Source organism: Psychroflexus torquis ATCC 700755, from assembly GCF_000153485.2.
Classification (GTDB): Bacteria; Bacteroidota; Bacteroidia; order Flavobacteriales; family Flavobacteriaceae; genus Psychroflexus; species Psychroflexus torquis.
This window is the reverse complement of record NC_018721.1, coordinates 3,647,841-3,669,968: the sequence shown is the minus strand read 5'-3', so window position 1 is coordinate 3,669,968 and position 22,128 is coordinate 3,647,841. Positions and strand designations below refer to the sequence as shown.

Below are 22,128 nucleotides of genomic sequence, written 5' to 3'. Positions count from 1 at the left end.
TACGATGAATTCTATAGATATAAACTATATTGATAAAACTAATAAATTATTAAATAAAATACTATGTCGAAGGATTTTAAGCTTAAAACTATAAACCCTGCAACGGGTAAAAATATCAAACACTATGATCTAATGTCTGATAGTGAAATGAATAATGCTGTAGACACTTGTCATGAAGCCTTTTTAGACTGGAAAATGATGCCAACGGAAGATCGAGCAAAAATCATTAAAAATATAGGTAAAATTAGCCGAACATAAAGACGAACTTGCCAAATTAATGACTCAGGAGATGGGGAAATTAGAAAAGCAAGGAAAACAAGAGGTCGATCTTTGTTCAGCAATATGTGATTATACATCCGAAAATGGCCCAGAGAGTCTTAAAGATGAGGAAAGAGCATTACCGGAAGGTGGCAAAGGATTTATTACTTATTCTCCAAGTGGAGTAATTTACGGAATACAGCCATGGAATTTCCCTGCTTACCAAGTAGTGAGATATTCTATTGCTAATCTTATGGCAGGTAACGGAGTCCTATTAAAACATGCTGAAAACGTTACTGGAAGTGCATTGCTAATAGAAAAGATATATTTGGAAGCAGGATTACCTGAAAATTTATTTAAAGTATTATTGATCTCTCACGATCAAAGTGATGCAGTAATCGAAAATGATTATGTGCGTGGTGTTACTTTAACCGGAAGCCCAAGAGCAGGGAGAATCATTGGTGAAAAATCTGGCAAAGCTTTAAAAAAGACTGTATTGGAACTTGGTAGTAACGATGCTTATATCGTATTAGAAGATGCTGATATTGAACTAGCAGTTAAAACCTGCGTTATCGGAAGACTTTATAATAATGGAGAAACCTGTGTTGCAGCAAAAAGATTTATCGTTGTAGAGGCGGTATATGACAAATTTAGAGATGCTTTTATAGAGCAGATGAAGAATATCAAACTCGGAGATCCTACACAAGAAAACAGTGAACTTGGACCTATGGCCAGAAAGGATCTTAGAGATGAATTACATGAGCAGGTCGAGAAAAGTGTTGAAAAAGGGGCGAAAATACTATGTGGTGGTAAAATTCCAGAGGGCGAAGGATACTATTATCCTGCCACTATTCTAGACAACTTAAAGCCTGGACAACCCGCTTATGATGATGAGCTGTTTGGACCTGTAGCTTCTCTTATAAAAGCAAAAGATACCGATGATGCGATGAGAATTGCTAATGATAGCAAATATGGTCTTGGAGGAGGAATTTTTTCCAAAGATGAAAATAAGGCTAAAGAATTGGCTCAAAAGCATTTTGATACGGGAATGGTATTTATTAATTCCTTTGGAATTGCAAAACCTAATATGCCATTTGGAGGTGTTAAAGAGTCAGGTTATGGAAGAGAACACGGGGGCTTTGGACTCAAAGAATTTGTAAATGTTAAATCAGTATTGTTTGCATAATGAATTCGAGTTCTTAAAATATAAAAAAGGAGCAACTGGCGTTGCTCCTTTTTTATTTGACTTACTCTAAAAAAATATAAAGCGTGCCTTTCTGCTAAGATAATGGTGACACCATTTTTTATTTCAAAATATTTAAAAACAATTATCACATTTATGATACTTATCTCTCGCTGAAGTAAAGTTTAAATCTACTTTGGTTTTCGCATCAAAATAGTTTCATAAAATAGTCATTGATTTTAAATTTAACCGTTTTATAAATGAATACACTTATTGACAGCTTAAAATTAGATTTCTAGAGTTTGTGTTTATTTGAAAGTAAAGATACCAATCACAGAAAGTCATTAAATTATTGAGGAATAAATTAAGAACCCAGGCGAGCATCTACAACATAACCCACTTTCAAGCCAGATTTAGTTTTCAATAAAGTCATAACATTAATTCCTTTATAAGGTAATTTTCAATTAAGGTAAAACTCATACAGCAGAGTAAACTGATACAAAACATCGACCAACTGAGCTTCAAAATAAATTTTAGCTACAGATCGTGTAAAAAAAATGAAAAATCCTGTTATTGTTTTTGAGGATTTGAAGGATTTAGCTTGGTCTGTGAGTCCATTATTATTTAGAAAAATAAGTGGATTATTAAATTCAAGAGGAGGTCGGGGTCCCTACAGTAGTTTTCATGCGCCATATAAATTTTTAAGATTGCAATTGGATCACTTTTTCATAGCGAAGAGTTTAGCCTCACCAAAATGCAAGTCTTACCTGAAATGGAGTTCGATTATTTTCCTATTTACATCAAAATGGACCTAAATAAAAAAGTTGAAACTCAACAAGAGGAACTTGAAGCTAGTCCTGAAGAAGATAAAATAGCTGATGATAACATTGAATAGGCTTTTAAGACTATCAAAGTTTATATTCCAAATTAAATTCAAACTAGCTTTGCAGTATAAATTTCAGAAAACTATATTTGTATCATGGAACATTTTATTGTCTCTGCTAGAAAATACAGACCCGAAACTTTTGAAGATGTTGTAGGTCAGAAAGCAATCACCAACACACTTCTTAATGCAATCAATAACGATCATTTGGCTCAAGCCCTATTGTTTACTGGCCCAAGGGGTGTGGGAAAGACGTCTTGTGCTCGTATTTTGGCCAAGAAAATCAATCAAGAAGCCACAGACAATGAAAATACGGACTTCGCTTTCAATATTTTTGAATTGGATGCCGCTTCCAATAATTCTGTAGACGACATCAGGAATCTAACCGACCAAGTTAGAATTCCACCTCAAACTGGAAAATATAAAGTTTATATTATAGATGAGGTACACATGCTTTCTCAACAAGCCTTTAATGCCTTTTTAAAAACGTTGGAAGAGCCTCCAAAACATGCTATTTTTATTTTAGCAACAACAGAGAAGCATAAAATTATCCCCACCATATTATCGCGTTGTCAAATTTTTGACTTTAAACGAATCACCGTTGGGGACATCAAAGAACATTTAGCTAAAATTGCTGAAAAAGAAGGCGTTATAGCCGATGAGGATGCGCTTCATATCATCGCTCAAAAAGCAGATGGAGCCATGCGAGATGCTCTTTCTACTTACGACAGAGTTGTGAGTTTTAGCGGTAAAAATCTTACTACGGAGGCTGTTACCGAAAACCTAAATGTTTTAGATTATGACACGTTCTTTAAAACAACAGATTTACTTTTAGAAAATAATATCCCTGAAGTTCTGGTTTATTTTAACCATATCCTTTCCAAGGGATTTGATGGACAACATTTTATTGCGGGATTGGCCTCTCACTTTAGAGATTTAATGGTATCTAAGTATTCAAAAACTATAGAGCTTCTCGAGGTTGGAGAGCGTTCAAAAACAAAATACTTTGAGCAGTCGCAAGCGACTTCGTATTCCTTTCTACAGGAAGGTATCGACTTAGCCAATACCTGTGACTTTAATTACAAGTTGAGTCAAAACCAACGTTTGCACGTTGAATTGTGCTTGATGAAACTGGCTTCATTAACCGACCCAGACTCGTCTCAAAAAAAAAAGACTGAACACCAGATCTTAAGCCCTCAACAGGTTCAAGAGCAAGCCGGACACTATTCCAAGACTTCTGAAGTTGAAATAAATGATAAGCCCAGTGTCCAAAATGCTTCAAAAGATCGTCATCTTAAATCTGCAGATAAACATTCAGAGAAGCCTAAAACCCCAGACGCACCAACCAAGACCTTGGAATCTAAAGTTTCTGCTGTCGAGGACAACACATCAACGGGAGCAAATTCAGAAGAAAAAAAAGAAGATGTACCTGTTGAAATTGAGAGAAAGGCAGAAAAACTGACTCCCAAACTTGAGGATAGGCCAAAAAAAGTGAATAGCCTTTCCATAAAGAGCATTCAGGAAAAGAAAAAATTAAAGGAACAGCTTAAGAAGAATAAGCCTGAAAATACTGAACTCACTGGGCATTTTACGGAGGTCGACTTGAAGAAAGCATGGAAAGATTATATTGAAATTCTAAACCAAAGAGGAAGTAAAATCGTGTCATCGGTGATGTCTACAGATGAGCCTATATTGGAGGGAAAACAGATAAAAGTACAGTTGCCCAATGAGTCTATGAAGTTGAATTTGCTCCAAGACCAAGGCGATTTAATGAATTTTTTGAAAGACAGACTAAAGAATACTCAAATCAGTCTCGATATTACTATAAATCATAAGTCTGAAAAGAAGTATGTGTATACACCGCGAGAGAAATTTGAAAAATTGAATGAGAAAAATCCAAATTTAGAATTACTAAGAAAAACGTTTGATTTAGATATCTAATAATTATGCTAGGACTAAAATTACCAACAGATCCACGATGGGCAAATATTGCTGAAAAAAATATTGATGACATCTTGATAGACCATGCCTATTGCGAGCAAAAAGCAGCATCTACGGCTATTTCATTAATTGTTTCCTTCCCTGAGTATACCGAGTTAATCACAGCGATGACTGGATTGGTCCAGGAGGAAATGAGTCACTTTAAAATGGTTCACGATCTTTTGAAAGAACGAAATGTAACTTTGGGACGAGATCGTAAGGACGCTTATGTAGCTAAAGTTATCACTTTTTTCCCTAAAGGAGGAAGCCGACAAACGCAATTGGCACATCGTTTACTTTATGCTGCACTTATTGAAGCTAGAAGCTGTGAACGTTTCCGCCTCTTGTCTGAAGAGTTAAGCGATGAAAAGCTAAGGCGCTTTTATAGAAAATTAATGATAAGTGAAGCAGGGCACTATACTATGTTTTTGAAGTTTGCAAGGCAATACCATGATGAAGCCGAAGTGAATCAAAAGTGGTCGGACTTACTTGATTTTGAGGCAAAAATACTAGAGTCATTTCAATCTGGAACTTCGGTACACGGTTGGTAATCGACTTGATTTAGCTTAAGATGAAAAATAATAACCCCTGAAAATACACTTGCATTTTCAGGGGTTATTATTTTATACCAATTTAGTTTTTAAATGCTGTATTAAAAATTTGAAATATACTACGACGTAGCTCAGCATAGGTTTTTTACTTAGTTGAGGAAAAAAATATAAGCATAGTTATGGTTCTATTTTATGACGATTAGTAAGTGAAAAAGAAACTGATTTTATACGTCATTTAGATGATAATTTGGTATATGTTACTCATCGTAAATATTGAAATACTTTCCATCTGAAGTTTCGAAAAATTTCCCATTGACGTATCGGTAATGATTATCAATAGATTTTAGACCCTTCATGTCATCTTCATCTAAATTAAGCTTTTGACTATCTAAGTTTTCTTGAATTCTTTCTTTATTGGTGGATTTAGGGATAGTAGCTACATTTCTTTCAAGGTGAAACTGGATAAGTATTTGTGCAGGAGAAGCATCATGCTTTTTGGCGATGGCAGTGACCACTTTATTTTCCAATAGAGAAGGTTCATTGTCTGCTTTCATGGCTTCGATTCTATCTTGGCTGCCCAAAGGTGAAAATGCCGTAACGTTAATACCCTGTTTATGGCAAAAATTTACGAGATCGTCTTGATGTAGATAAGGATGTAATTCAATTTGATTCATTTCTGGAATCACCTCTGAGTTGGACATTAACTCTTCTAATTTCTTTTTGCTGAAATTGGATACACCAATATGTTTTATAAGACTTTGATTTTTTAGTTGAACCATAGCTTCCCAAGTTTCTTTTATAGGAACTTCCTCTAGGGATAGAAAATCATCATCTGAAGAAGGGAAGCCTTCTAATCCAGGTCTAAAAGCTACTGGCCAATGAATTAAATACAAATCGATATAATCTAGTTGAAGATCTTTCAATGTGCGTTCCAAAGCTGGTTTTACATCTTCTTCTTTGTGGTTGGTATTCCATAATTTTGAAGTAATCCAAACCTCAGGTCTGGAAATAGTCCCTTCATCGAAAACCTCTTTTAGAGCTTCGCCCACTTCCTTTTCGTTTCCATAAACTGCTGCACAATCGATATGCCTATAACCGATTTTTAAGGCGTGTTTGACAGCTTTTTTGACAGCACTGGGTTCAGATTTCCAGGTTCCTAAACCAATGGCATCCATCTCATCGTTAATTAGTGTATCGCAAAGTTTTCATAAGTATTATTTTATATAAGTAGAGTTTTGGAGATACTGAAAACAAAAACAAAGTTTGGGTTTAAACTAGTTTTAACTACAAATCTTTATCTTTATTGGTATCGGCGCTATAGCGACGCTTCTCGTTTAGCGACTCGTGAGCTTCAATTTCACTTTCTGGAATCACCTTAAGGAACGAGGGATGTTGCTCTATAGCATATTCAATTTTTTCTATAATGCTATCCACTCCTTCAGTATCATAATCTATATCTAGTGGCTCTTTAATGACCATAGATTGAAGAATATTTCTCTTTTTGATACGGATTCCTTTTTTATCGAAAGAACGTCTAAAGCCATCTATAACTATAGGTATAACAATAGGTTTGTATTTTTTTATGATGAAGGCTGTTCCTTTTCTTATTGGTTTCCAGGGTTTCGTCGTGCCTTGAGGAAAGGTGATGACCCAACCATCATCTAAAGCTCTTCCTATATCAGAAATATCGCTCATTTTTACTTGGCGATTTACATTTTGCCCATCAGCTCTCCAAGTTCTATCTATACTTATGGATCCTGCATAGGCTAGAATTTTTGGCAAGAAACCTTTCTTCATTGTTTCAGCAGCTGCGACGTAGTAAATATTCAACTTAGGATCCCATAAATAGCCTACGTTTTTAATACTGTCATCTCTTCCGCTTAAGGAAGCATTAAACACATGATACATAGCAACCACATCTGCGAAGTAAGTTTGGTGGTTGGATACAAACAAGACATTTCTATCGGGCAAATTTTTTAAAATGGAAGATCCTTCTATTTGGAGATCATTGAAACCTCGATAACGTTGATGGGTCATTCCACCCATAATCCTTATTATCCACTTTTTTAAAAACAGATAATGTCCAAAAGGATTTTTCTTTAATAAGCCCATATCTCAAAAAAATTAATTTTCAAATATACGGTTTTATAGGCTTATGCTATCCTAGAAAAGAGTTCTCTTATTTCACTTAAAATCATAGCAGTAGCTCCCCAAACCACATTACCGTTAAAATTGAAAGCAGGTACTTCTACATTTTTAGCGTAAGAAGCTTGAATGATTTCTGTATTCAAATTGTTTTTATCTAAACAAATGGACAGAGGGATTTCTATCATATTTTCCACTTCACTTTCCTGTAAAACGAAACTTGGTTCAAAATCAACATAGCCCAGAAATGGATAAACCAAAAAATTGGAAGGTGGTATATAAAGCTGTGTAAGTGGCTTTATCAATTTAATCTTGTTTGCCTCTACTCCAATTTCTTCTTCCGTTTCTCTTAAGGCTGTTCGTTCAAGATTCAAATCAACCTCTTCATAGCGCCCACCAGGAAATCCAATCTGATTTGAATGCACCCCTTTGTAAGTTTTCCTCAAGATGAAAGCCATATGTATTTCACCATTTTTAGGGTATAATAGCGAAATTACCCCAGCATAATTGGCGTTTTTTCGTTTCTCACTTAAGGTTTCCAATTCTTTTTGACGAAATAAAGGCGCGAGTTGGTAATGAAAAGATTCGCCAGGAAGCTCTATTTTCTTTAATTTTGTGATTAAATATTCTAATGATGAAAATTCCATTTTTAATTCTAAGTATAGTATTCGTTTTTACATCTTGTAAAGAAAACAAAGATAATTCAACTATACAAAGCAGCCTTGAGAAAAAAATGACTGAAAAGAAAGTTGAAGTCAATATTCCCTCTAATGGACAAAGTGATCGAGATTTATCAAAAATCAAAACAATAACACAAGAAGAATTAATACCATTTCTAAAGGCCTACGCCGAAGACAATCCTGAAACTATTGTTGAGGTGATCACCGATAAGGGATCCTTTACTGTAGAGCTTTATGCTGAGCCTATTTTACACAGAGCGAATTTTATAAGACTGGTTAAAGTTGGATATTTTGACACCACTGTTTTTCATAGAGTCGCTAATAATTTCGTGATACAAGGTGGAAATAGCGATAGAATGGGCACATACGACTTTAGAAATGCTTTAGGCAATTTTTTAATACCCAATGAATTTATAAGTCGGCATAAACACGATTATGGTACTTTATCCGCTGCAAAATATGCGGAGCAAAATATAAGTAATGCCTCTTCTCCTTTTGAATTTTTTATTGTCACAAAACTTGATGGCGCTTATCATCTAGACCAAGATCATACGGTCTTTGGGAGAGTAATAAAAGGCATGGAAGTGATAGAAAAAATAGACGATATGGAAACCGATGGAAGCGAATGGCCACTCACCAACGTAGGCCTAGACATGAAAGTGATTCGGTAAACTTACCAGTAATCCCTAATATCCTCATCTTTTTTGTAGACAGAAGGCAGAGATATTTTAAAGATCACCGCAGAGAGTCTAACAATAATAACGACCAATCCTGAAATGAAAAAAATCAGGCTCTCTGGGAAGTTGAGTTTTAGAAAAACAAAATAGCTCAATCCACCTAAAATACAGGCAGTTGCATAAATTTCCCTTCTGAAAATCTGGGGAATATCGTTACATAAAATATCCCGAATAACTCCACCAAAGCAAGCACTCATCGTGCCTAAGGCTACACAAATGATTGCAGGTAGCTCCTGAGAAATACCTTTTTCGACCCCTACAACCGTATATAAACCTATTCCCAAAGTATCGAAAAGAAAAAGTGATTTTCTTAAATAAGATAATTTTTTTCTAAAAATCACAGCCAGAACTGTTGTCACTATAATCACATACACGTAAGTCATATCTTGCATCCACATGACTGGAAGACCTAGTAGAACATCCCTTAAAGTTCCCCCTCCTACCGAAGTCACAAAAGCAATAATCAAAATACCAAAAGCATCCATTCGCTTTCTTAACGAGGACAATACACCCGATATAGAAAAAGCGATAACTCCTAAAATGTCTAAAATTAAAATGTAATCCATTAGCGAGTACTATAATAGTGATAATCCTTTAACAGGGTTTGTATAAATGTTTGTGGAGATTGGTCTAGTTTAATGTTCAATTGAGAGGCTACTTTGTCACTGAGTTTTATAATGATAAAGTGATCGGATTTTCTATGAGCTTTATCAAAAACAGCTTTAATTTTCCTCACATCTTTGTCTGTCATCGAGGCTGCTTGTGGATAGCGGGGAGTGTAAGACTCTTCAATTTCGAAATTCAACATCTTATCAAAGCCTGTTTTCCTTCGTTCAGAAATCACTGCTGTTTTCGCAGCAAGATCGCCAAGCCGTTGTCCTTTACCATTTAGCAAAATAACCAAAACCGCAATAGCACCACTCACCAAGCTTATGTCTATAATCCTAAATAACCAACGAATTAAATATCCAGAAAATTGAGGCTTTGAGCCATCTAGGTTGACTACTCGCAAATGCATGGATGCTTTACCTACGCTTTGTCCATTTAGAAAAGTTTCCATCAATAAATGATATAGAAACGGAGGCAAACCGATGACAAGAGAGGTGGCAAAACCCTCAAAAGGAGAGACGTTTAGCCCACTCATCACAGCGATAGTAGCAAATACATAAGCTAGGATAATAGTAAAATCTATGATGTAAGCTAGAATCCTATCCCAGACTGTAGCTACATTTTGTTGAATCTTCACATTTTGTGCAGTTTCTATTTGAAAATGACTCATGAATTGCGTTTCTTTGAATAAATTTAATAAAGATGCGTGAGGCCGCTTTTGTTAAGCAAAATAAAGACAAATGGTTAAAATTCGAAAGAGTTCTAGTAAATAATATTCATATTTTACCAGATGAGATATCTCAACTCTACGTGGAACTGAACGAAGATCTAAATTACGCCCAAACTTTTTACGCTAACAGTGAAACTTTAGCTTATCTCAACGAGCTTTCTGTAGGAGCTCATCAGAAGATTTATAAAACCAAAAAGGAATCCAAGAACAAAATATTTCAATTTTACTTTAAAGAATTTCCACTTTTTTTTCACAAGCACCGCTCGATGCTTTTACTCGCTTTTATTCTTTTTGCGAGTTTTACCGCTATAGGAGCTTATTCTGCATCCTCCGACGATGCCTTTGTGAGATTAATTCTGGGAGATGCCTATGTCAACTCCACTATCGATAATATCCAAAACGGGGACCCTATGGCAGTGTACAAAAAATCCAACGAAACAGATATGTTTCTTGGCATTACTATAAATAATATAAAAGTGGCTCTTTATGCATTTATTGCGGGTATTTTTGCTGGGTTAGGTACCGTCTACATCATCTTACAAAATGCAATTATGCTTGGATCTTTTCAGTATTTTTTTTATGACCAAGGCTTGCTATGGGAATCTGCAAGAACCATCTGGATTCACGGCACTATAGAAATTTCTGTTATTATCGTTGCTGCCTGCGCTGGCCTAGTTATGGGAAAGAGTCTCCTATTTCCAAAAACCTACACAAGACTCCAATCTTTTATTCAAGGAGTAAAAGCTGGGCTCAAAATTGTTATAAGCACGATACCCTTTTTCATCATAGCTGGATTTTTAGAAGGTTTTGTTACCCGTTTAACTGGCATGCCAGATTGGTTGGCTATATTAATTATTATATCGTCTTTAGCTCTTATTCTCTATTATTACGTCTTTTTACCACACATAATTTATAAAAAACATGCTGAACAATTACATCCTCTTTAAAAAACAACGAGATCTTGGTGCCATTATCTCAGATACTTTTAAGTTCATAAGGCAAGAGTATAAAACTATTTTCAGGTTATATTTAAAACACGTGGGATGGCTATTACTCCTTGCAGTTGCGACTGGCACCTATTATCAGTATACTTCATTGAACTCTGCCAATTTGCTTTTAGAAAATGGCGCCGAAGCCTTTTTACTCAATACGTTTCAGAATACTGGATTTTCCTTACTTCTCGTTTTTTTAACTTCCATAGCTTACACAGCAATGAGCTTAACTACGATCAATAGTATTATCAAAAGCTATGTCGATAATAAAGGAGAGATCAAGGATGAGGAGGTGAGTTTAAATATTGGACGTTTCTTTGGTCAAACCCTTCTTAGTTTATTCGTCTTTGGTATCCTTTGCTTTATTGGTTTTTTATTATGCTTTCTACCAGGCGTATATTTAGTGGTGCCTTTATCCTTAATTTTTTCGATAATCGTCTTTCAAGAGAAATCCTTTTCTGATGCATTTTCTGAATGTTTTCAACTCATAAAACAAAATTGGTGGATTACTTTTGCAACCATTTTAGTCATAAGTATATTAGTATCAGTTATAGGCGGAATATTTCAACTTCCAGTAGTCATATTAAGTGCTGTAGAAACATTTACGTCACTTGAAGAAGGTGGTGATACAACTGGGGTTCTAGGCTTAGGAAATAATTGGCTATACCTTAGCTTGTATATATTCGCTTCCATTGCTCAATATATCTTAGGATTAATCACTCTTATTTCACTGGCTTTAATTTATTTTAATTTGAATGAGATCCACAACAAAACTGGTACTCTAGAAGATATAGACGGCATTGGAAATTAAAACAAAAGCCATTAGACTATTCGTGTTTTTACTCCTCTTTTTGAAGTTAGGAGGCTTACCTCCTGCACTATACTCTGCACCTATTTTACAGAAAGAAAGCCTTCAACTCGATACTACACCTATCGAATTTGATAAAAGTATTATAGAGTCCTATAAGACTGATGATAATTATAATTACTTCAAAACGATCGTTGAGCCTTCAGCATGGGATAAATTTAAAAATTGGCTAAACTTACAGTGGAATAAATTTTTGAATTGGTTGCTGTCTGGTATAGAAGAGGGAAACCTTTGGAATTACGTGGCTTTAATTTTAAAAATTCTCGTTATTATAGGTATTGGTGTGCTCATTATTTGGTTGTTTAGCAAATACTATAGTTCTAGACAAAAAACAAGTGCTCAACATCAAAACCTGGTCAACTTATCTGAAGAGGAACAGCTTTTAAGACAAAAAGACCTATTGAGTTTGGTGGAAGAAGCCGAGCAGAATGAAAATTACAGGTTAGCTTCTCGCTATTTATTTCTAAATACCTTGAAACATTTAAGGGAGAAAAAAATAATTGACTATCAATTTCAAAAAACCAATTCTGATTATAAATCTGAAATCACTCAAGATATAATCAAAACAGACTTTAACTATCTGTCTCGATTATATGAATTTGTCTGGTATGGAGACTTTGAATTGAATGTATCTGATTTCAAAAAAATCAAATCCCGATCTGAAAATTTAATCATCAACCTTAAAAATCTAAAAGCTGATGGATAAACGCAACAAAGGCTTAATCATCGGATTAATTGGAGTTATCATTTTAATCATTGTCCTTGATGCTACCACCGAAAAACCTGTAGATTGGTTTCCCAGTTATGTGCATACAGACAATAGAGCTTTAGGAACAGAGGTCTTTTACAAAAGCTTATCTTCTTTAGACACCGATATTCAACATGTCGAAAAATCTCCCTTTGAGAGCTTTCAAGATAGCGTTCAACAAAAGGGTACTTATTTTTTCTTGAACGAATATATCAATTTTACCAAAGAAGAAATCGATCAACTTTTGGAATGGGTGGATCATGGAAATACAGCTTTTATAGCCTCTCAGGGAATTCCTAAATCCCTTTTGGATACTTTAGGTGTTGACATAAGTTTTTACTTGAGCAATTCTCAAATAGAATATCAGCCAAGCTTCAATTTAGTAGAAGAACACCTTCAATTAGAATCGGCCAAAAAGTCCAGAAAGGCATTTGAATATCTTTACTTTTCTGAAATAGATTCAGCAAAAACTCAATCTCTAGGATTAGCTCAATCCACATTAAAAGAAAGTGAAGATGAGAATGCTCGTCATATCAATTTTATAAAGGTGAGCTGGGGTGATGGCTATTTTCTATGTCACCTAGCTCCCCAAACCTTTACCAACTATTTTATGGTAGATGGATCCAATAGTGATTATACAGCAAGAATCTTAAATTATATTGATTTTGATGAACCTATTCTTTGGGATAATTACTATAAGGCAGGCAAGGAAAAAATAACAAATCCTTTATATTATTTACTCTCCAATATCTATTTGAAAACGGCCTACTATTTAATTATCATATCCTCGATTTTATTTATTTTATTTGGTGGTAAAAGAAAACAAAGACCTATCCCAATTATAGCTTTAGTCGAAAATAAATCTCGGGAATTTGCACAAACCATTGCTGGTATGTATTTAGATAAAAAAGACCATAAAGCTATCGCCCAAAAACAAATTCAGTCGTTTCTAGATAAAATCAGAAATCGTTATGGACTATCAACTCAAAAGGTGGATGCTAGGTTTCTAAAAGATCTGTCGCAAAAAACAAATCAGAATTATGAAGACTTAGAGGAATTATTTAAATATATTGAATTTATAAATACCTCAGAAACCATTAGTGAAAAAGAACTCATAAATTTGGATCAGAAAATATCCCATTTTAACTATTAAATTATGCAAGAAGAAAACCCACTAGAATTCAATAATAGAATACCCTTAGATGAATTAAAAAATTCAGTTGAAGCCATAAGAGGTGAACTGGCTAAAGTTATTATAGGTCAAGAAGATTTTATAAAATTACTCATTGTAGGCTTACTAACCGATGGCCATGTTCTCATTGAAGGTGTGCCAGGGATTGCCAAAACTATAACGTCCAAATTGTTTGCTAAATCCATTCATACCGGTTTTAGCAGAATTCAATTTACGCCAGATTTAATGCCTAGTGATGTTTTAGGTACTTCTGTATTAAAAACTGATAACTCTGATTTTGAGTTTAAAAAAGGCCCTATTTTTTCTAATATTGTCTTGATTGATGAAATTAACCGATCTCCTGCTAAGACGCAAGCCGCTTTGTTTGAGGTAATGGAAGAAAAACAGATTACTATGGATGGCGTTGAGTACAAAATGCGACCACCATTTATGGTAATAGCTACACAAAACCCTATAGATCAAGAAGGTACTTACGCTTTGCCTGAAGCTCAACTGGATCGCTTTTTATTCAAGTTAAAAATCGACTATCCAAACTTAGAAGAAGAAGTGAAAATTCTCAAATCTCATCATTTACGCAAGTCAAAGTCACCCATGGATGAGGTCAAAGCCGTCATGGATGTTGAAACACTCTTAAAATTCAGAGATCAAATACACGATATTATTGTAGAGGATAAAATCTTCGATTATGTGGCAGAAATTGTCTTACAAACTAGATCTCATCCCCATCTCATCTTAGGAGGTTCTCCTAGAGCTTCATTATCTATATTGAAAGCAGCAAAGGCATTTGCCGCTATACAAGGTAGAGATTTTGTAACCCCCGAAGATGTAAAGTCCAGCCTTAAACCGGTATTAAACCATAGAATTATTCTGTCTCCAGAAAAAGAAATGGAAGGGACTACACCAGAGCAAGTCATTGATTTAATCCAAAATACTATAGAAATCCCTAGATAGTGCGTCAATTTTTTTCATCTCTTTATTTCGGTCAAACTTTCTTCAAAATCCTTTATGGTTTTTCGGGGCTGTATTTGCTTTCGTTTTGGTTTCATAGCCTCTTCACCATTAGCACTATACTTATAGTAGTATTTAGTATTGTCTTCGCTATAGATCTTTACAGACTTTACCGAAGAAATGGTTTTTATGCTTCTCGGGAAGTCGCTCATAAATTTTCGAATAGCGATGCCAATCCTGTCCGTATTCGACTTACCAATCTTTATCCATTTACAATCCACACGGATATTATAGATGAAATTCCGGAACAATTTCAAAAGAGAGATTTCTTAAAATCTTGGACTGTACAGGCAGACTCAAAAGATAAATTCTCTTATACCTTAACACCAGTTCAAAGGGGTGAATATAGATTTGGTTTTCTCAACTGCTATGTGAGTACAAAGTTAAGGTTAGTCAAAAGGCGCTTTAGGTTTGAAAATGAATCTTTGGTAAAAGTATACCCTTCCTTTATGCAGATGAGAGCATTAGATTTTATGGCTATCGATCAGAAAATGAGCCAATATGGGATGAAAAAGATCAGGAAGATTGGTCATACCATGGAGTTTGAGCAAATTAAAAACTATGTGACAGGCGACGATATTCGCACGATCAATTGGAAGGCCACAGCCAAGCATAGACGTTTGATGGTAAACCAATATCAAGATGAAAAATCACAGCCCATATATAACATCATTGATGTTGGCCGTGTGATGAAAATGCCCTTTGAAGGTTTATCTTTATTGGATTATGCGATAAATTCTTCACTTGCCTTCAGTAATATCGTCCTAAAGAAAAACGACAAAGTAGGGATGCTTACTTTTGCAGAAACAGTACGTAACTATGTTCCTGCCAATTCCAAAAAAACACATTTAAATACACTTTTGGAAACCTTATATGGAATAAATACTGGTTTTTCGGTTTCTGACTTTAATCGACTCTATGCCAATTGTAAACGAACGATTGCGCAGCGTAGTTTATTGATGTTGTACACAAACTTTGAGCATATTACCAGTTTAAAACGACAAATGCCCTACCTTAGAGCTATTGCCAAATCTCACCTTTTGGTGGTTATTTTCTTTCAAAATACTGAATTGGAGGATATGGCTTCACTTAAAACAAGCAAAGTGAGTGAGATTTACGATAAAACAATTGCTCAAGAATTCGTTTACAACAAAAAGCTTATGGTAAAGGAATTGGAAAAAAATGGCATACAAGCCATCTTGACAAAACCTAAAGATCTATCTGTAAACACTATCAACAAATATTTAGAAATCAAAGCAAAAGGACTTTTATAAATGACACTTATTTTCGCTACACATAATCCAAACAAGGTAAAAGAAATTCAAGCCTTGTTACCTGAGCACATTCAGCTTAAATCACTAATCGATATAGGATATGTGGAAGACATTGAAGAATATGGAAGTACCATGGAAGCTAATGCAAAAATTAAAGTTGAGGCAATTGTGAAGAAATACAATTATCCCTGTTTTGCAGATGATACAGGATTGGAAGTGGAAGCCTTGGGCGGTAAACCTGGGATAAAATCGGCTCGCTATGCTGGAGAAGATAAAAACGATGACGCCAACAAAAGAAAACTCCTTGAGGATCTAGAACAATTTAAAGACAGATCGGCAAGGTTTAAAACAGTTATTTACTATAAAAACCAAGGGGTAGAACACCAATTTACAGGGATTTGTGAAGGAGAAATTACGAAAGAAGAGTCTGGAAACCATGGATTTGGGTACGATCCTATTTTTAAACCTAAAGGGTACAAACAAACTTTTGCTGAAATGCAATCGGATCAGAAAAATAAAATAAGTCATAGGAGTTTAGCCTTCCAACAGCTTATAGAATTTTTGAAAGCATAAAATAAATACAATAAATTGGCATTACCAATATAGGAATACATACCTTTGCATTTATTTTTAAAATATATATGACTACATTTGAATCATTAGGCTTAAGCCCTGAAATCTTGAGAGCAATCGAAGATTTAGGATTTGAGTCCCCGAGTGAAGTACAGGAACAAACAATTCCTGTTTTACTCGAAGAGTCAACCGATATGGTTGCACTTGCCCAGACAGGTACAGGAAAAACAGCCGCATTCGGTTTTCCTCTCATTCAGAACATTGACCTCAATTCCAAAAAAACACAAGGTTTAATTTTGTCTCCAACTCGTGAATTGTGTATGCAAATCACCAACGAGCTAAAACAGTATTCAAAATACTACCAAAACCTAAGTACTGTTGCTGTATATGGAGGCGCGAGCATCACTGATCAAGCCAGACAAATTAAAAAAGGGGCACAAATTATTGTAGCGACTCCTGGACGTATGAAAGATATGATCCAGAGAAACATTATTGATATTTCAAATATCAGTATATGTATCTTGGATGAGGCGGATGAAATGTTGAACATGGGTTTCTTTGAAGATATAAAAGAAATTCTGTCCCATTCTTCCGATCAAAAAAACACATGGTTATTTAGTGCAACGATGCCAAAAGAGGTATCGATTATCGCTAAAAAATTCATGAAAAATCCAAAGGAGATCACTGTTGGCCAGAAAAATATCTCTACAAAATCTGTAAGTCACGAGTATTTTATCGTGGGTGGTAGAGATCGTTATAGCGCGGTAAAACGTGTGGTTGATGCCAATCCAGACATCTATGCTGTTGTCTTTTGTAGAACCAAAAGAGACGCTCAAAAAGTGGCTGAAAAACTCATAGAAGATGGGTACAGCGCTTCTGCTTTACATGGAGATTTGAGCCAGGCTCAAAGAGATATGGTAATGAACAGTTTTAGAAGAAAGCAAATCCAAATGTTAGTAGCAACAGATGTTGCTGCTCGTGGAATTGATGTAGACGATATCACACACGTGATCAATTACCAACTCCCTGACGAAATTGAAATTTACACTCACCGAAGTGGAAGAACTGGTCGTGCTGGTAAAGAAGGTAAATCTTTAGTCATTGTCACTAAAAGTGAAGTGAGAAAGATTAAGCAAGTTGAAAGAATGATCGGACAGAAATTCACTCAAGAGGAATTACCTTCTGGAGATGAGATCTGTAAACGTCAATTATTTCATTTGGCAGACGAGATTAAAAAGACTGAGATCAATCATGCAATAGATCCTTTTATCCCAAATCTAGAAGCTGAATTTGAAGAACTAAGCAAGGAAGATATTATTAAAAAATTCTTTTCTGTTGAATTCTCAAGATTTCATAATTATTATAAGAATGCTCCAAAAGTAGTTCAACACTCTGCTGATGAGTCTTATTCCTCAGGAAAAGATTACGGAGATGAAACTCGATTTTTCATAAATATTGGTGAGAAAGATGGTTTCGACTGGATGTCGATGAAGGACTTCCTAAAGGATCAGTTGGAACTAGATCGTGATGGAGTTGCTAAGGTTGATGTTAAAAACACCTTTTCATTCTTCAATGTTGCGACAGATGATGTTGAAAAAGTGGAGGGCGTTTTTGAAAGCTTTATGTTAAAAGGTAGACATGTAAATGTTGAGATCACCAAAGATCAAAAGAGCGGCGGTGGTGGCGGTGGTAGAAAAGGTGGCGATAAGTCACGAGATCGCAAACCTAGAAAACGATTTGACAAGAATAATTCTTCCGATTTTAAAGGTAAAAAACCAGGAGGATCAAACGTTAAGAGTTCTTTTGAAAGAAGACGAAAAAAGAACTAAATTTAGGGTCTAAAAAAGTCATTTTGAAGCTGTCTAATCGCTTCAAAATGACTATTTTTATGAGTATGAGATTCAAAACTATTTTAAGTTTATTGGTGATTATCACTTTCACCACTTTAGTTTGTAGCCAAGAAAAAGAGCTTCAAACCATAACAGGTATTGTGATGAATGCTGCCAATGATAAACCTTTGGAAAACGTAAATATTGTAAATATCAATACGGTAAGAGGGTCTATTACTAATAAAGATGGTCAATTTAATGTGAAAGCTCATATTAGTGATACGATTTATCTTTCTTATTTAGGTTTTAGATCTATTCAAGTAAAAATTACTGAAGATTGGGTTAAGTTTGGTGATGTAAAAATCAAGATGACAGAATCTGCAATCGCACTTCAGGAAGTAAAACTTCAAGAAATCCAATTGACTGGTTATTTGGAGATCGATGCCAGAAATATTCCTATCTACGATAATTATAGATACAGTATTTCAGGTTTAGATTATGCATACGAAGGCGGCAACTACCAAAAAAGCGCTATTTCTAAAGTACTTCAATCTATTTCCAATCCTGCAGATTTACTCTACAAAACATTTAGCAGTAAAGAAAAGCAAATGCGACGTTTACGAAAAATGAAAATGAACGAAAGTATAAAGGATATCCTTCAAGATAAATTTGACCGTGAAACCCTTTCCGCAGTTTTACAAATCAGTAGAGACGACATAGATCAAGTTTTGGAAAAATGCAATTATTCTCGAGACTTTATTACCACTGCAAACGATTTGCAAGTGCTTGATGCTGTAAGCAATTGTTTCGAGGAATACAGAGCCATTAATAGATAATAATTTGAAACACATCAGCATACTTACTGGAGCAGGTATAAGTGCAGAAAGTGGTGTAAAGACTTTTAGAGACCACGACGGACTCTGGGAAGGTCATGATGTTATGCAAGTTGCTACACCACAAGCCTTTGAAAAAAACCCTAGTTTAGTCTTAGACTTTTATAATAAAAGGAGGCAGCAATTACTAGCTGTTCAACCCAATTTAGCACATCAGCGTTTAGTAGATCTTGAAACGAAATTTAAGGTAGATATCATTACTCAAAATGTAGATGATCTTCATGAACGTGCTGGAAGTTCCCAAGTAACTCATCTTCATGGTGAACTTATGAAAGTCAGAAGCACCTTTGACCATCATCTTATTTATAATTGGAAGAAGGATTTAAATCTTGGAGATTTTTGTGAACACCATCACCAATTAAGACCACATGTGGTTTGGTTTGGAGAAGCCGTACCAATGATGGAAAAAGCAATTGACATTTTAAAACAAACTGATCTCCTTATCATTATTGGAACCTCCATGCAGGTTTATCCAGCCGCTGGACTTATCGATTTCGCTCCCTCCTCTACCCCTATTTATTTTATAGATCCCAATCCCTCCATATCAGAATCAACTGATGTACATATATACGCTGAAAAAGCAACCACAGGAGTAGATAAATTGGTTCGAAAGCTTTTAGCTTAAATAGCATACACTCGAATTCTATAACTTGAAAAGCCATAAAAAGTAAGCCTATATTCCATAAAAATATGATTATGAAAGCTTATATTTGCTAGCGAAATAAAATAATATTACATGAATTCGCTTGATGCAATTTCCCCAATAGATGGCCGGTATGCCAACAAAACTGAATCTCTCCGAAAGTACTTTAGCGAACATGCTTTAATAAAATATAGAGTAAGGGTAGAAATAGAGTATTTTATAGCGCTATGTGAACTACCACTTCCACAGCTAAAAAGCTTTGATTCTTCCCTATATCCAAAATTAAGAGCAATTTATGTAGACTTCAGTATAGAAGATGCTCAAAAAATTAAGTCCATTGAAAGCATTACCAACCATGACGTAAAAGCTGTAGAATATTTTATCAAAGATCGAATGGATAATTTAGATTTAAAAGCCTCTAAAGAATTTATTCACTTTGGATTAACCTCTCAGGACATCAACAATACAGCTATCCCCTTAACCTTGCTAGAGGCTGTTCAGGACGTATATATTCCACAATTGGAAGATATTTTAGAAAAAATTAAAACAAAAGCAAAAGAGTGGAAAGATATCCCTATGCTGGCAAGAACTCATGGTCAACCCGCCTCCCCTACTCGACTCGGCAAAGAGTTTGAAGTATTTGAAGTGAGACTTCAAGAACAGTTAAATCAACTGAAAACTATTCCATCGTCTGCCAAATTTGGCGGAGCTACAGGTAATTTTAATGCGCATAAAGTAGCTTATCCAAATATTGATTGGAAAGCTTTTGGAAAAGATTTCGTAGAAAGACGTCTTAAGTTAAAACATTCATTTCCAACAACTCAAATAGAACATTACGATAACATGGCTTCCTCTTTTGACGCTATGAAACGAATTAATACTATTTTACTAGATCTGAATAAGGATATTTGGAGCTATGTTTCAATGGATTACTTCAAACAAAAGATAAAAAAAGGTGAGATTGGATCTTCAGCAATGCCTCACAAAGTAAACCCAATTGATTTTGAAAATTCTGAAGGTAATTTAGGTATTGCCAATGCTCTACTAGAGCATCTCTCTGCAAAACTACCTATAAGTAGACTTCAAAGAGACCTGACAGACAGTACAGTTTTAAGAAATTTGGGGGTACCTCTAGGTCATATGCTTATTGCACTTCAATCCACAGGAAAAGGACTCGATAAATTAGTTTTAAATCCAGATAAAATACAAGCAGATTTGAATGCCAACTGGGCGGTTGTGGCGGAAGCTATACAAACGATTTTAAGACGCGAAGGTTTCGAAAATCCCTATGAAGCTCTAAAAGGATTGACTAGAACTCATTCTAAAATTGACGAAAAAAGCATTTTATCTTTCATTGATACACTTGACGTATCTGGAATTATTAAGGCTGAACTTAAAGCCATTACGCCTTCCAATTATACAGGAATTTAAACATGAGTAAAACAGCAGCTTGGATTTCAGCAGCTAGATTACGAACCTTACCACTATCCATATCTGGAATTTTGGTAGGGACTTCTCTTGCTTTGCCGTCCAATCAATTTGATACATATATTTTCTGGTTAGCCATTGCAACAACTTTGGGGTTACAAATTTTATCGAATTTCGCAAATGATTATGGCGATGGAATTAAAGGAACCGACAACGATGAACGAATTGGCCCTGTGAGAGCTTTACAAAGCGGAGCCATTTCTGCTAAGGAGATGAAGAAGGGTATCATTTTAACAGCAATTATAACAGCCATACTAGCCTTGAGCTTAATTTATACTAGTTTCGGAAAAGAAAACTTTTTACTGAGTTTGCTATTTGTTGGCTTAGGAGTTTCTGCAATTATTGCCGCTATTAAGTACACGGTTGGCGATTCTGCTTATGGGTATAAAGGTTTAGGAGATATATTTGTCTTTCTTTTTTTTGGAATCGTAAGTGTTTTAGGGTCTAATTTTCTGATGACAAAACAATTAGACGTTTGGCTATTTTTACCAGCAATTAGCATAGGTTTATTGAGTAGCGCAGTTTTGAATTTGAACAATATGCGAGATGAATTGAGTGACCGCAATTCAAAAAAAATGACTCTAGTAGTTAAAGGCGGGAAAAAATTTGCAAAAATTTATCATTTCTCATTGATTCTTGTGGCTTTCATATGTATGGTAATTTTTCTTAATCTAGACTCCTATTCTAGTTACTATTTAATATTACTACCTTTGCTAGCCTTCGTTCCTTTAGCAATTCATCTTAGGAAGATATACCACTATACGGATCCTAAAACCTTAGATCCTGAATTAAAAAAAGTAGCTTTAAGTACCTTTGCACTTGGTTTTATTTTATTTTGGATAGTATTCTTAGAATTTTAACCGA

Annotated in this window: 21 protein-coding genes and 1 pseudogene; 17 read left to right on the top strand and 5 right to left on the bottom strand. The window is 35.0% G+C overall.

The genetic code is table 11. The features are described from left to right. Positions 1 to 63: 63 nt before the first annotated feature. The 4 genes and pseudogenes from P700755_RS15835 (at position 64) to P700755_RS15825 (ending at position 4,855) form a co-directional block, all read left to right on the top strand. Positions 64 to 1,444: pseudogene (locus tag P700755_RS15835) on the top strand (NAD-dependent succinate-semialdehyde dehydrogenase). 751 nt (positions 1,445 to 2,195) lie between these two features. Further along, a complete protein-coding gene (locus tag P700755_RS20130; RefSeq protein WP_157609319.1) occupies positions 2,196 to 2,336 on the top strand; it encodes a hypothetical protein in 141 nt (46 codons plus the stop codon). Between the two features lie 84 nt (positions 2,337 to 2,420). Continuing rightward, a complete protein-coding gene (locus tag P700755_RS15830; RefSeq protein ID WP_015025646.1) occupies positions 2,421 to 4,265 on the top strand; it encodes a DNA polymerase III subunit gamma/tau in 1,845 nt (614 codons plus the stop codon). 5 nt (positions 4,266 to 4,270) lie between these two features. Beyond that, complete coding sequence (locus tag P700755_RS15825; protein ID WP_015025645.1) at positions 4,271 to 4,855, top strand: MiaE family protein; 585 nt, start codon at positions 4,271 to 4,273, stop codon at positions 4,853 to 4,855. Positions 4,856 to 5,112: 257 nt separating this feature from the next. Here the strand turns inward: P700755_RS15825 and P700755_RS15820 are convergent, their stop codons facing one another. From P700755_RS15820 to P700755_RS15810, 3 genes are all read right to left on the bottom strand, one after another. Further along, positions 5,113 to 6,030: an aldo/keto reductase gene (locus tag P700755_RS15820; RefSeq protein ID WP_015025644.1), complete on the bottom strand. Its 918-nt coding sequence runs from the start codon at positions 6,028 to 6,030 to the stop codon at positions 5,113 to 5,115. Between the two features lie 109 nt (positions 6,031 to 6,139). Continuing rightward, complete coding sequence (locus P700755_RS15815) at positions 6,140 to 6,967, bottom strand: lysophospholipid acyltransferase family protein (protein WP_015025643.1); 828 nt, start codon at positions 6,965 to 6,967, stop codon at positions 6,140 to 6,142. 41 nt (positions 6,968 to 7,008) lie between these two features. Next, on the bottom strand, positions 7,009 to 7,647 hold the full coding sequence (locus P700755_RS15810; protein WP_015025642.1) for an NUDIX hydrolase: 639 nt from the start codon (positions 7,645 to 7,647) through the stop codon (positions 7,009 to 7,011). Here P700755_RS15810 and P700755_RS15805 point away from each other — a divergent pair. Then, positions 7,635 to 8,351: a peptidylprolyl isomerase gene (locus P700755_RS15805; protein WP_015025641.1), complete on the top strand. Its 717-nt coding sequence runs from the start codon at positions 7,635 to 7,637 to the stop codon at positions 8,349 to 8,351. The genes P700755_RS15810 and P700755_RS15805 overlap by 13 nt on opposite strands. A 2-nt stretch (positions 8,352 to 8,353) precedes the next feature. Here P700755_RS15805 and P700755_RS15800 read toward each other — a convergent pair whose 3' ends face one another. Both P700755_RS15800 and P700755_RS15795 read right to left on the bottom strand, forming a co-directional pair. Then, the gene (locus P700755_RS15800; RefSeq protein WP_015025640.1) at positions 8,354 to 8,983 is read right to left on the bottom strand and encodes a trimeric intracellular cation channel family protein; all 630 of its coding nucleotides are present in this window, start codon (positions 8,981 to 8,983) and stop codon (positions 8,354 to 8,356) included. Further along, entirely contained in the window at positions 8,983 to 9,696 is a 714-nt protein-coding gene (locus P700755_RS15795) for an RDD family protein (protein WP_015025639.1), read from the bottom strand. Before P700755_RS15795 ends, P700755_RS15800 begins: the two co-directional genes overlap by 1 nt. Before the next feature lie 32 nt (positions 9,697 to 9,728). Between P700755_RS15795 and P700755_RS15790 the strand changes: the two genes are divergently transcribed. From P700755_RS15790 to menA, 12 genes are all read left to right on the top strand, one after another. Then, positions 9,729 to 10,703 (top strand): stage II sporulation protein M, encoded by a 975-nt coding sequence (locus P700755_RS15790; protein ID WP_015025638.1) that lies wholly within the window; start codon positions 9,729 to 9,731, stop codon positions 10,701 to 10,703. Then, complete coding sequence (locus tag P700755_RS15785) at positions 10,678 to 11,559, top strand: hypothetical protein (RefSeq protein WP_015025637.1); 882 nt, start codon at positions 10,678 to 10,680, stop codon at positions 11,557 to 11,559. The genes P700755_RS15790 and P700755_RS15785 overlap by 26 nt, the downstream gene beginning before the upstream one ends. Next, on the top strand, positions 11,549 to 12,322 hold the full coding sequence (locus P700755_RS15780; RefSeq protein WP_015025636.1) for a hypothetical protein: 774 nt from the start codon (positions 11,549 to 11,551) through the stop codon (positions 12,320 to 12,322). Before P700755_RS15785 ends, P700755_RS15780 begins: the two co-directional genes overlap by 11 nt. Further along, on the top strand, positions 12,315 to 13,517 hold the full coding sequence (locus P700755_RS15775; protein WP_015025635.1) for a DUF4350 domain-containing protein: 1,203 nt from the start codon (positions 12,315 to 12,317) through the stop codon (positions 13,515 to 13,517). The genes P700755_RS15780 and P700755_RS15775 overlap by 8 nt, the downstream gene beginning before the upstream one ends. A gap of 3 nt (positions 13,518 to 13,520) precedes the next feature. Beyond that, positions 13,521 to 14,507 carry an AAA family ATPase gene (locus tag P700755_RS15770; protein ID WP_015025634.1) on the top strand — a complete coding sequence of 329 codons (987 nt, stop codon included), beginning with the start codon at positions 13,521 to 13,523 and terminating at the stop codon, positions 14,505 to 14,507. Continuing rightward, positions 14,507 to 15,838, top strand: a complete 1,332-nt coding sequence (locus P700755_RS15765; protein ID WP_015025633.1) for a DUF58 domain-containing protein — start codon at positions 14,507 to 14,509, stop codon at positions 15,836 to 15,838. The genes P700755_RS15770 and P700755_RS15765 overlap by 1 nt, the downstream gene beginning before the upstream one ends. Then, entirely contained in the window at positions 15,839 to 16,411 is a 573-nt protein-coding gene (gene rdgB / locus P700755_RS15760; protein ID WP_015025632.1) for an RdgB/HAM1 family non-canonical purine NTP pyrophosphatase, read from the top strand. A gap of 68 nt (positions 16,412 to 16,479) precedes the next feature. Then, the gene (locus P700755_RS15755; RefSeq protein ID WP_015025631.1) at positions 16,480 to 18,240 is read left to right on the top strand and encodes a DEAD/DEAH box helicase; all 1,761 of its coding nucleotides are present in this window, start codon (positions 16,480 to 16,482) and stop codon (positions 18,238 to 18,240) included. Positions 18,241 to 18,299: 59 nt separating this feature from the next. Continuing rightward, positions 18,300 to 19,076 carry a carboxypeptidase-like regulatory domain-containing protein gene (locus tag P700755_RS15750; RefSeq protein ID WP_015025630.1) on the top strand — a complete coding sequence of 259 codons (777 nt, stop codon included), beginning with the start codon at positions 18,300 to 18,302 and terminating at the stop codon, positions 19,074 to 19,076. Between the two features lie 4 nt (positions 19,077 to 19,080). Beyond that, entirely contained in the window at positions 19,081 to 19,758 is a 678-nt protein-coding gene (locus P700755_RS15745; RefSeq protein ID WP_015025629.1) for an SIR2 family NAD-dependent protein deacylase, read from the top strand. Between the two features lie 111 nt (positions 19,759 to 19,869). Then, on the top strand, positions 19,870 to 21,207 hold the full coding sequence (gene purB / locus P700755_RS15740; protein WP_015025628.1) for an adenylosuccinate lyase: 1,338 nt from the start codon (positions 19,870 to 19,872) through the stop codon (positions 21,205 to 21,207). A 2-nt stretch (positions 21,208 to 21,209) separates the two neighbouring features. Next, positions 21,210 to 22,124: a 1,4-dihydroxy-2-naphthoate octaprenyltransferase gene (menA, locus tag P700755_RS15735; protein ID WP_015025627.1), complete on the top strand. Its 915-nt coding sequence runs from the start codon at positions 21,210 to 21,212 to the stop codon at positions 22,122 to 22,124. Positions 22,125 to 22,128: the final 4 nt, after the last annotated feature.

Coding starts and splice junctions, on each gene's coding strand:
- P700755_RS20130 (WP_157609319.1), top strand. CDS start 2,196: ATGCAAGTCTTACCTGAAATGGAGTTCGATTATTTTCCTATTTACATC.
- P700755_RS15830 (WP_015025646.1), top strand. CDS start 2,421: ATGGAACATTTTATTGTCTCTGCTAGAAAATACAGACCCGAAACTTTT.
- P700755_RS15825 (WP_015025645.1), top strand. CDS start 4,271: ATGCTAGGACTAAAATTACCAACAGATCCACGATGGGCAAATATTGCT.
- P700755_RS15820 (WP_015025644.1), bottom strand. CDS start 6,030: ATGGATGCCATTGGTTTAGGAACCTGGAAATCTGAACCCAGTGCTGTC.
- P700755_RS15815 (WP_015025643.1), bottom strand. CDS start 6,967: ATGGGCTTATTAAAGAAAAATCCTTTTGGACATTATCTGTTTTTAAAA.
- P700755_RS15805 (WP_015025641.1), top strand. CDS start 7,635: ATGAAAATTCCATTTTTAATTCTAAGTATAGTATTCGTTTTTACATCT.
- P700755_RS15810 (WP_015025642.1), bottom strand. CDS start 7,647: ATGGAATTTTCATCATTAGAATATTTAATCACAAAATTAAAGAAAATA.
- P700755_RS15800 (WP_015025640.1), bottom strand. CDS start 8,983: ATGGATTACATTTTAATTTTAGACATTTTAGGAGTTATCGCTTTTTCT.
- P700755_RS15795 (WP_015025639.1), bottom strand. CDS start 9,696: ATGAGTCATTTTCAAATAGAAACTGCACAAAATGTGAAGATTCAACAA.
- P700755_RS15790 (WP_015025638.1), top strand. CDS start 9,729: ATGCGTGAGGCCGCTTTTGTTAAGCAAAATAAAGACAAATGGTTAAAA.
- P700755_RS15785 (WP_015025637.1), top strand. CDS start 10,678: ATGCTGAACAATTACATCCTCTTTAAAAAACAACGAGATCTTGGTGCC.
- P700755_RS15775 (WP_015025635.1), top strand. CDS start 12,315: ATGGATAAACGCAACAAAGGCTTAATCATCGGATTAATTGGAGTTATC.
- P700755_RS15770 (WP_015025634.1), top strand. CDS start 13,521: ATGCAAGAAGAAAACCCACTAGAATTCAATAATAGAATACCCTTAGAT.
- rdgB (WP_015025632.1), top strand. CDS start 15,839: ATGACACTTATTTTCGCTACACATAATCCAAACAAGGTAAAAGAAATT.
- P700755_RS15755 (WP_015025631.1), top strand. CDS start 16,480: ATGACTACATTTGAATCATTAGGCTTAAGCCCTGAAATCTTGAGAGCA.
- P700755_RS15750 (WP_015025630.1), top strand. CDS start 18,300: ATGAGTATGAGATTCAAAACTATTTTAAGTTTATTGGTGATTATCACT.
- purB (WP_015025628.1), top strand. CDS start 19,870: ATGAATTCGCTTGATGCAATTTCCCCAATAGATGGCCGGTATGCCAAC.
- menA (WP_015025627.1), top strand. CDS start 21,210: ATGAGTAAAACAGCAGCTTGGATTTCAGCAGCTAGATTACGAACCTTA.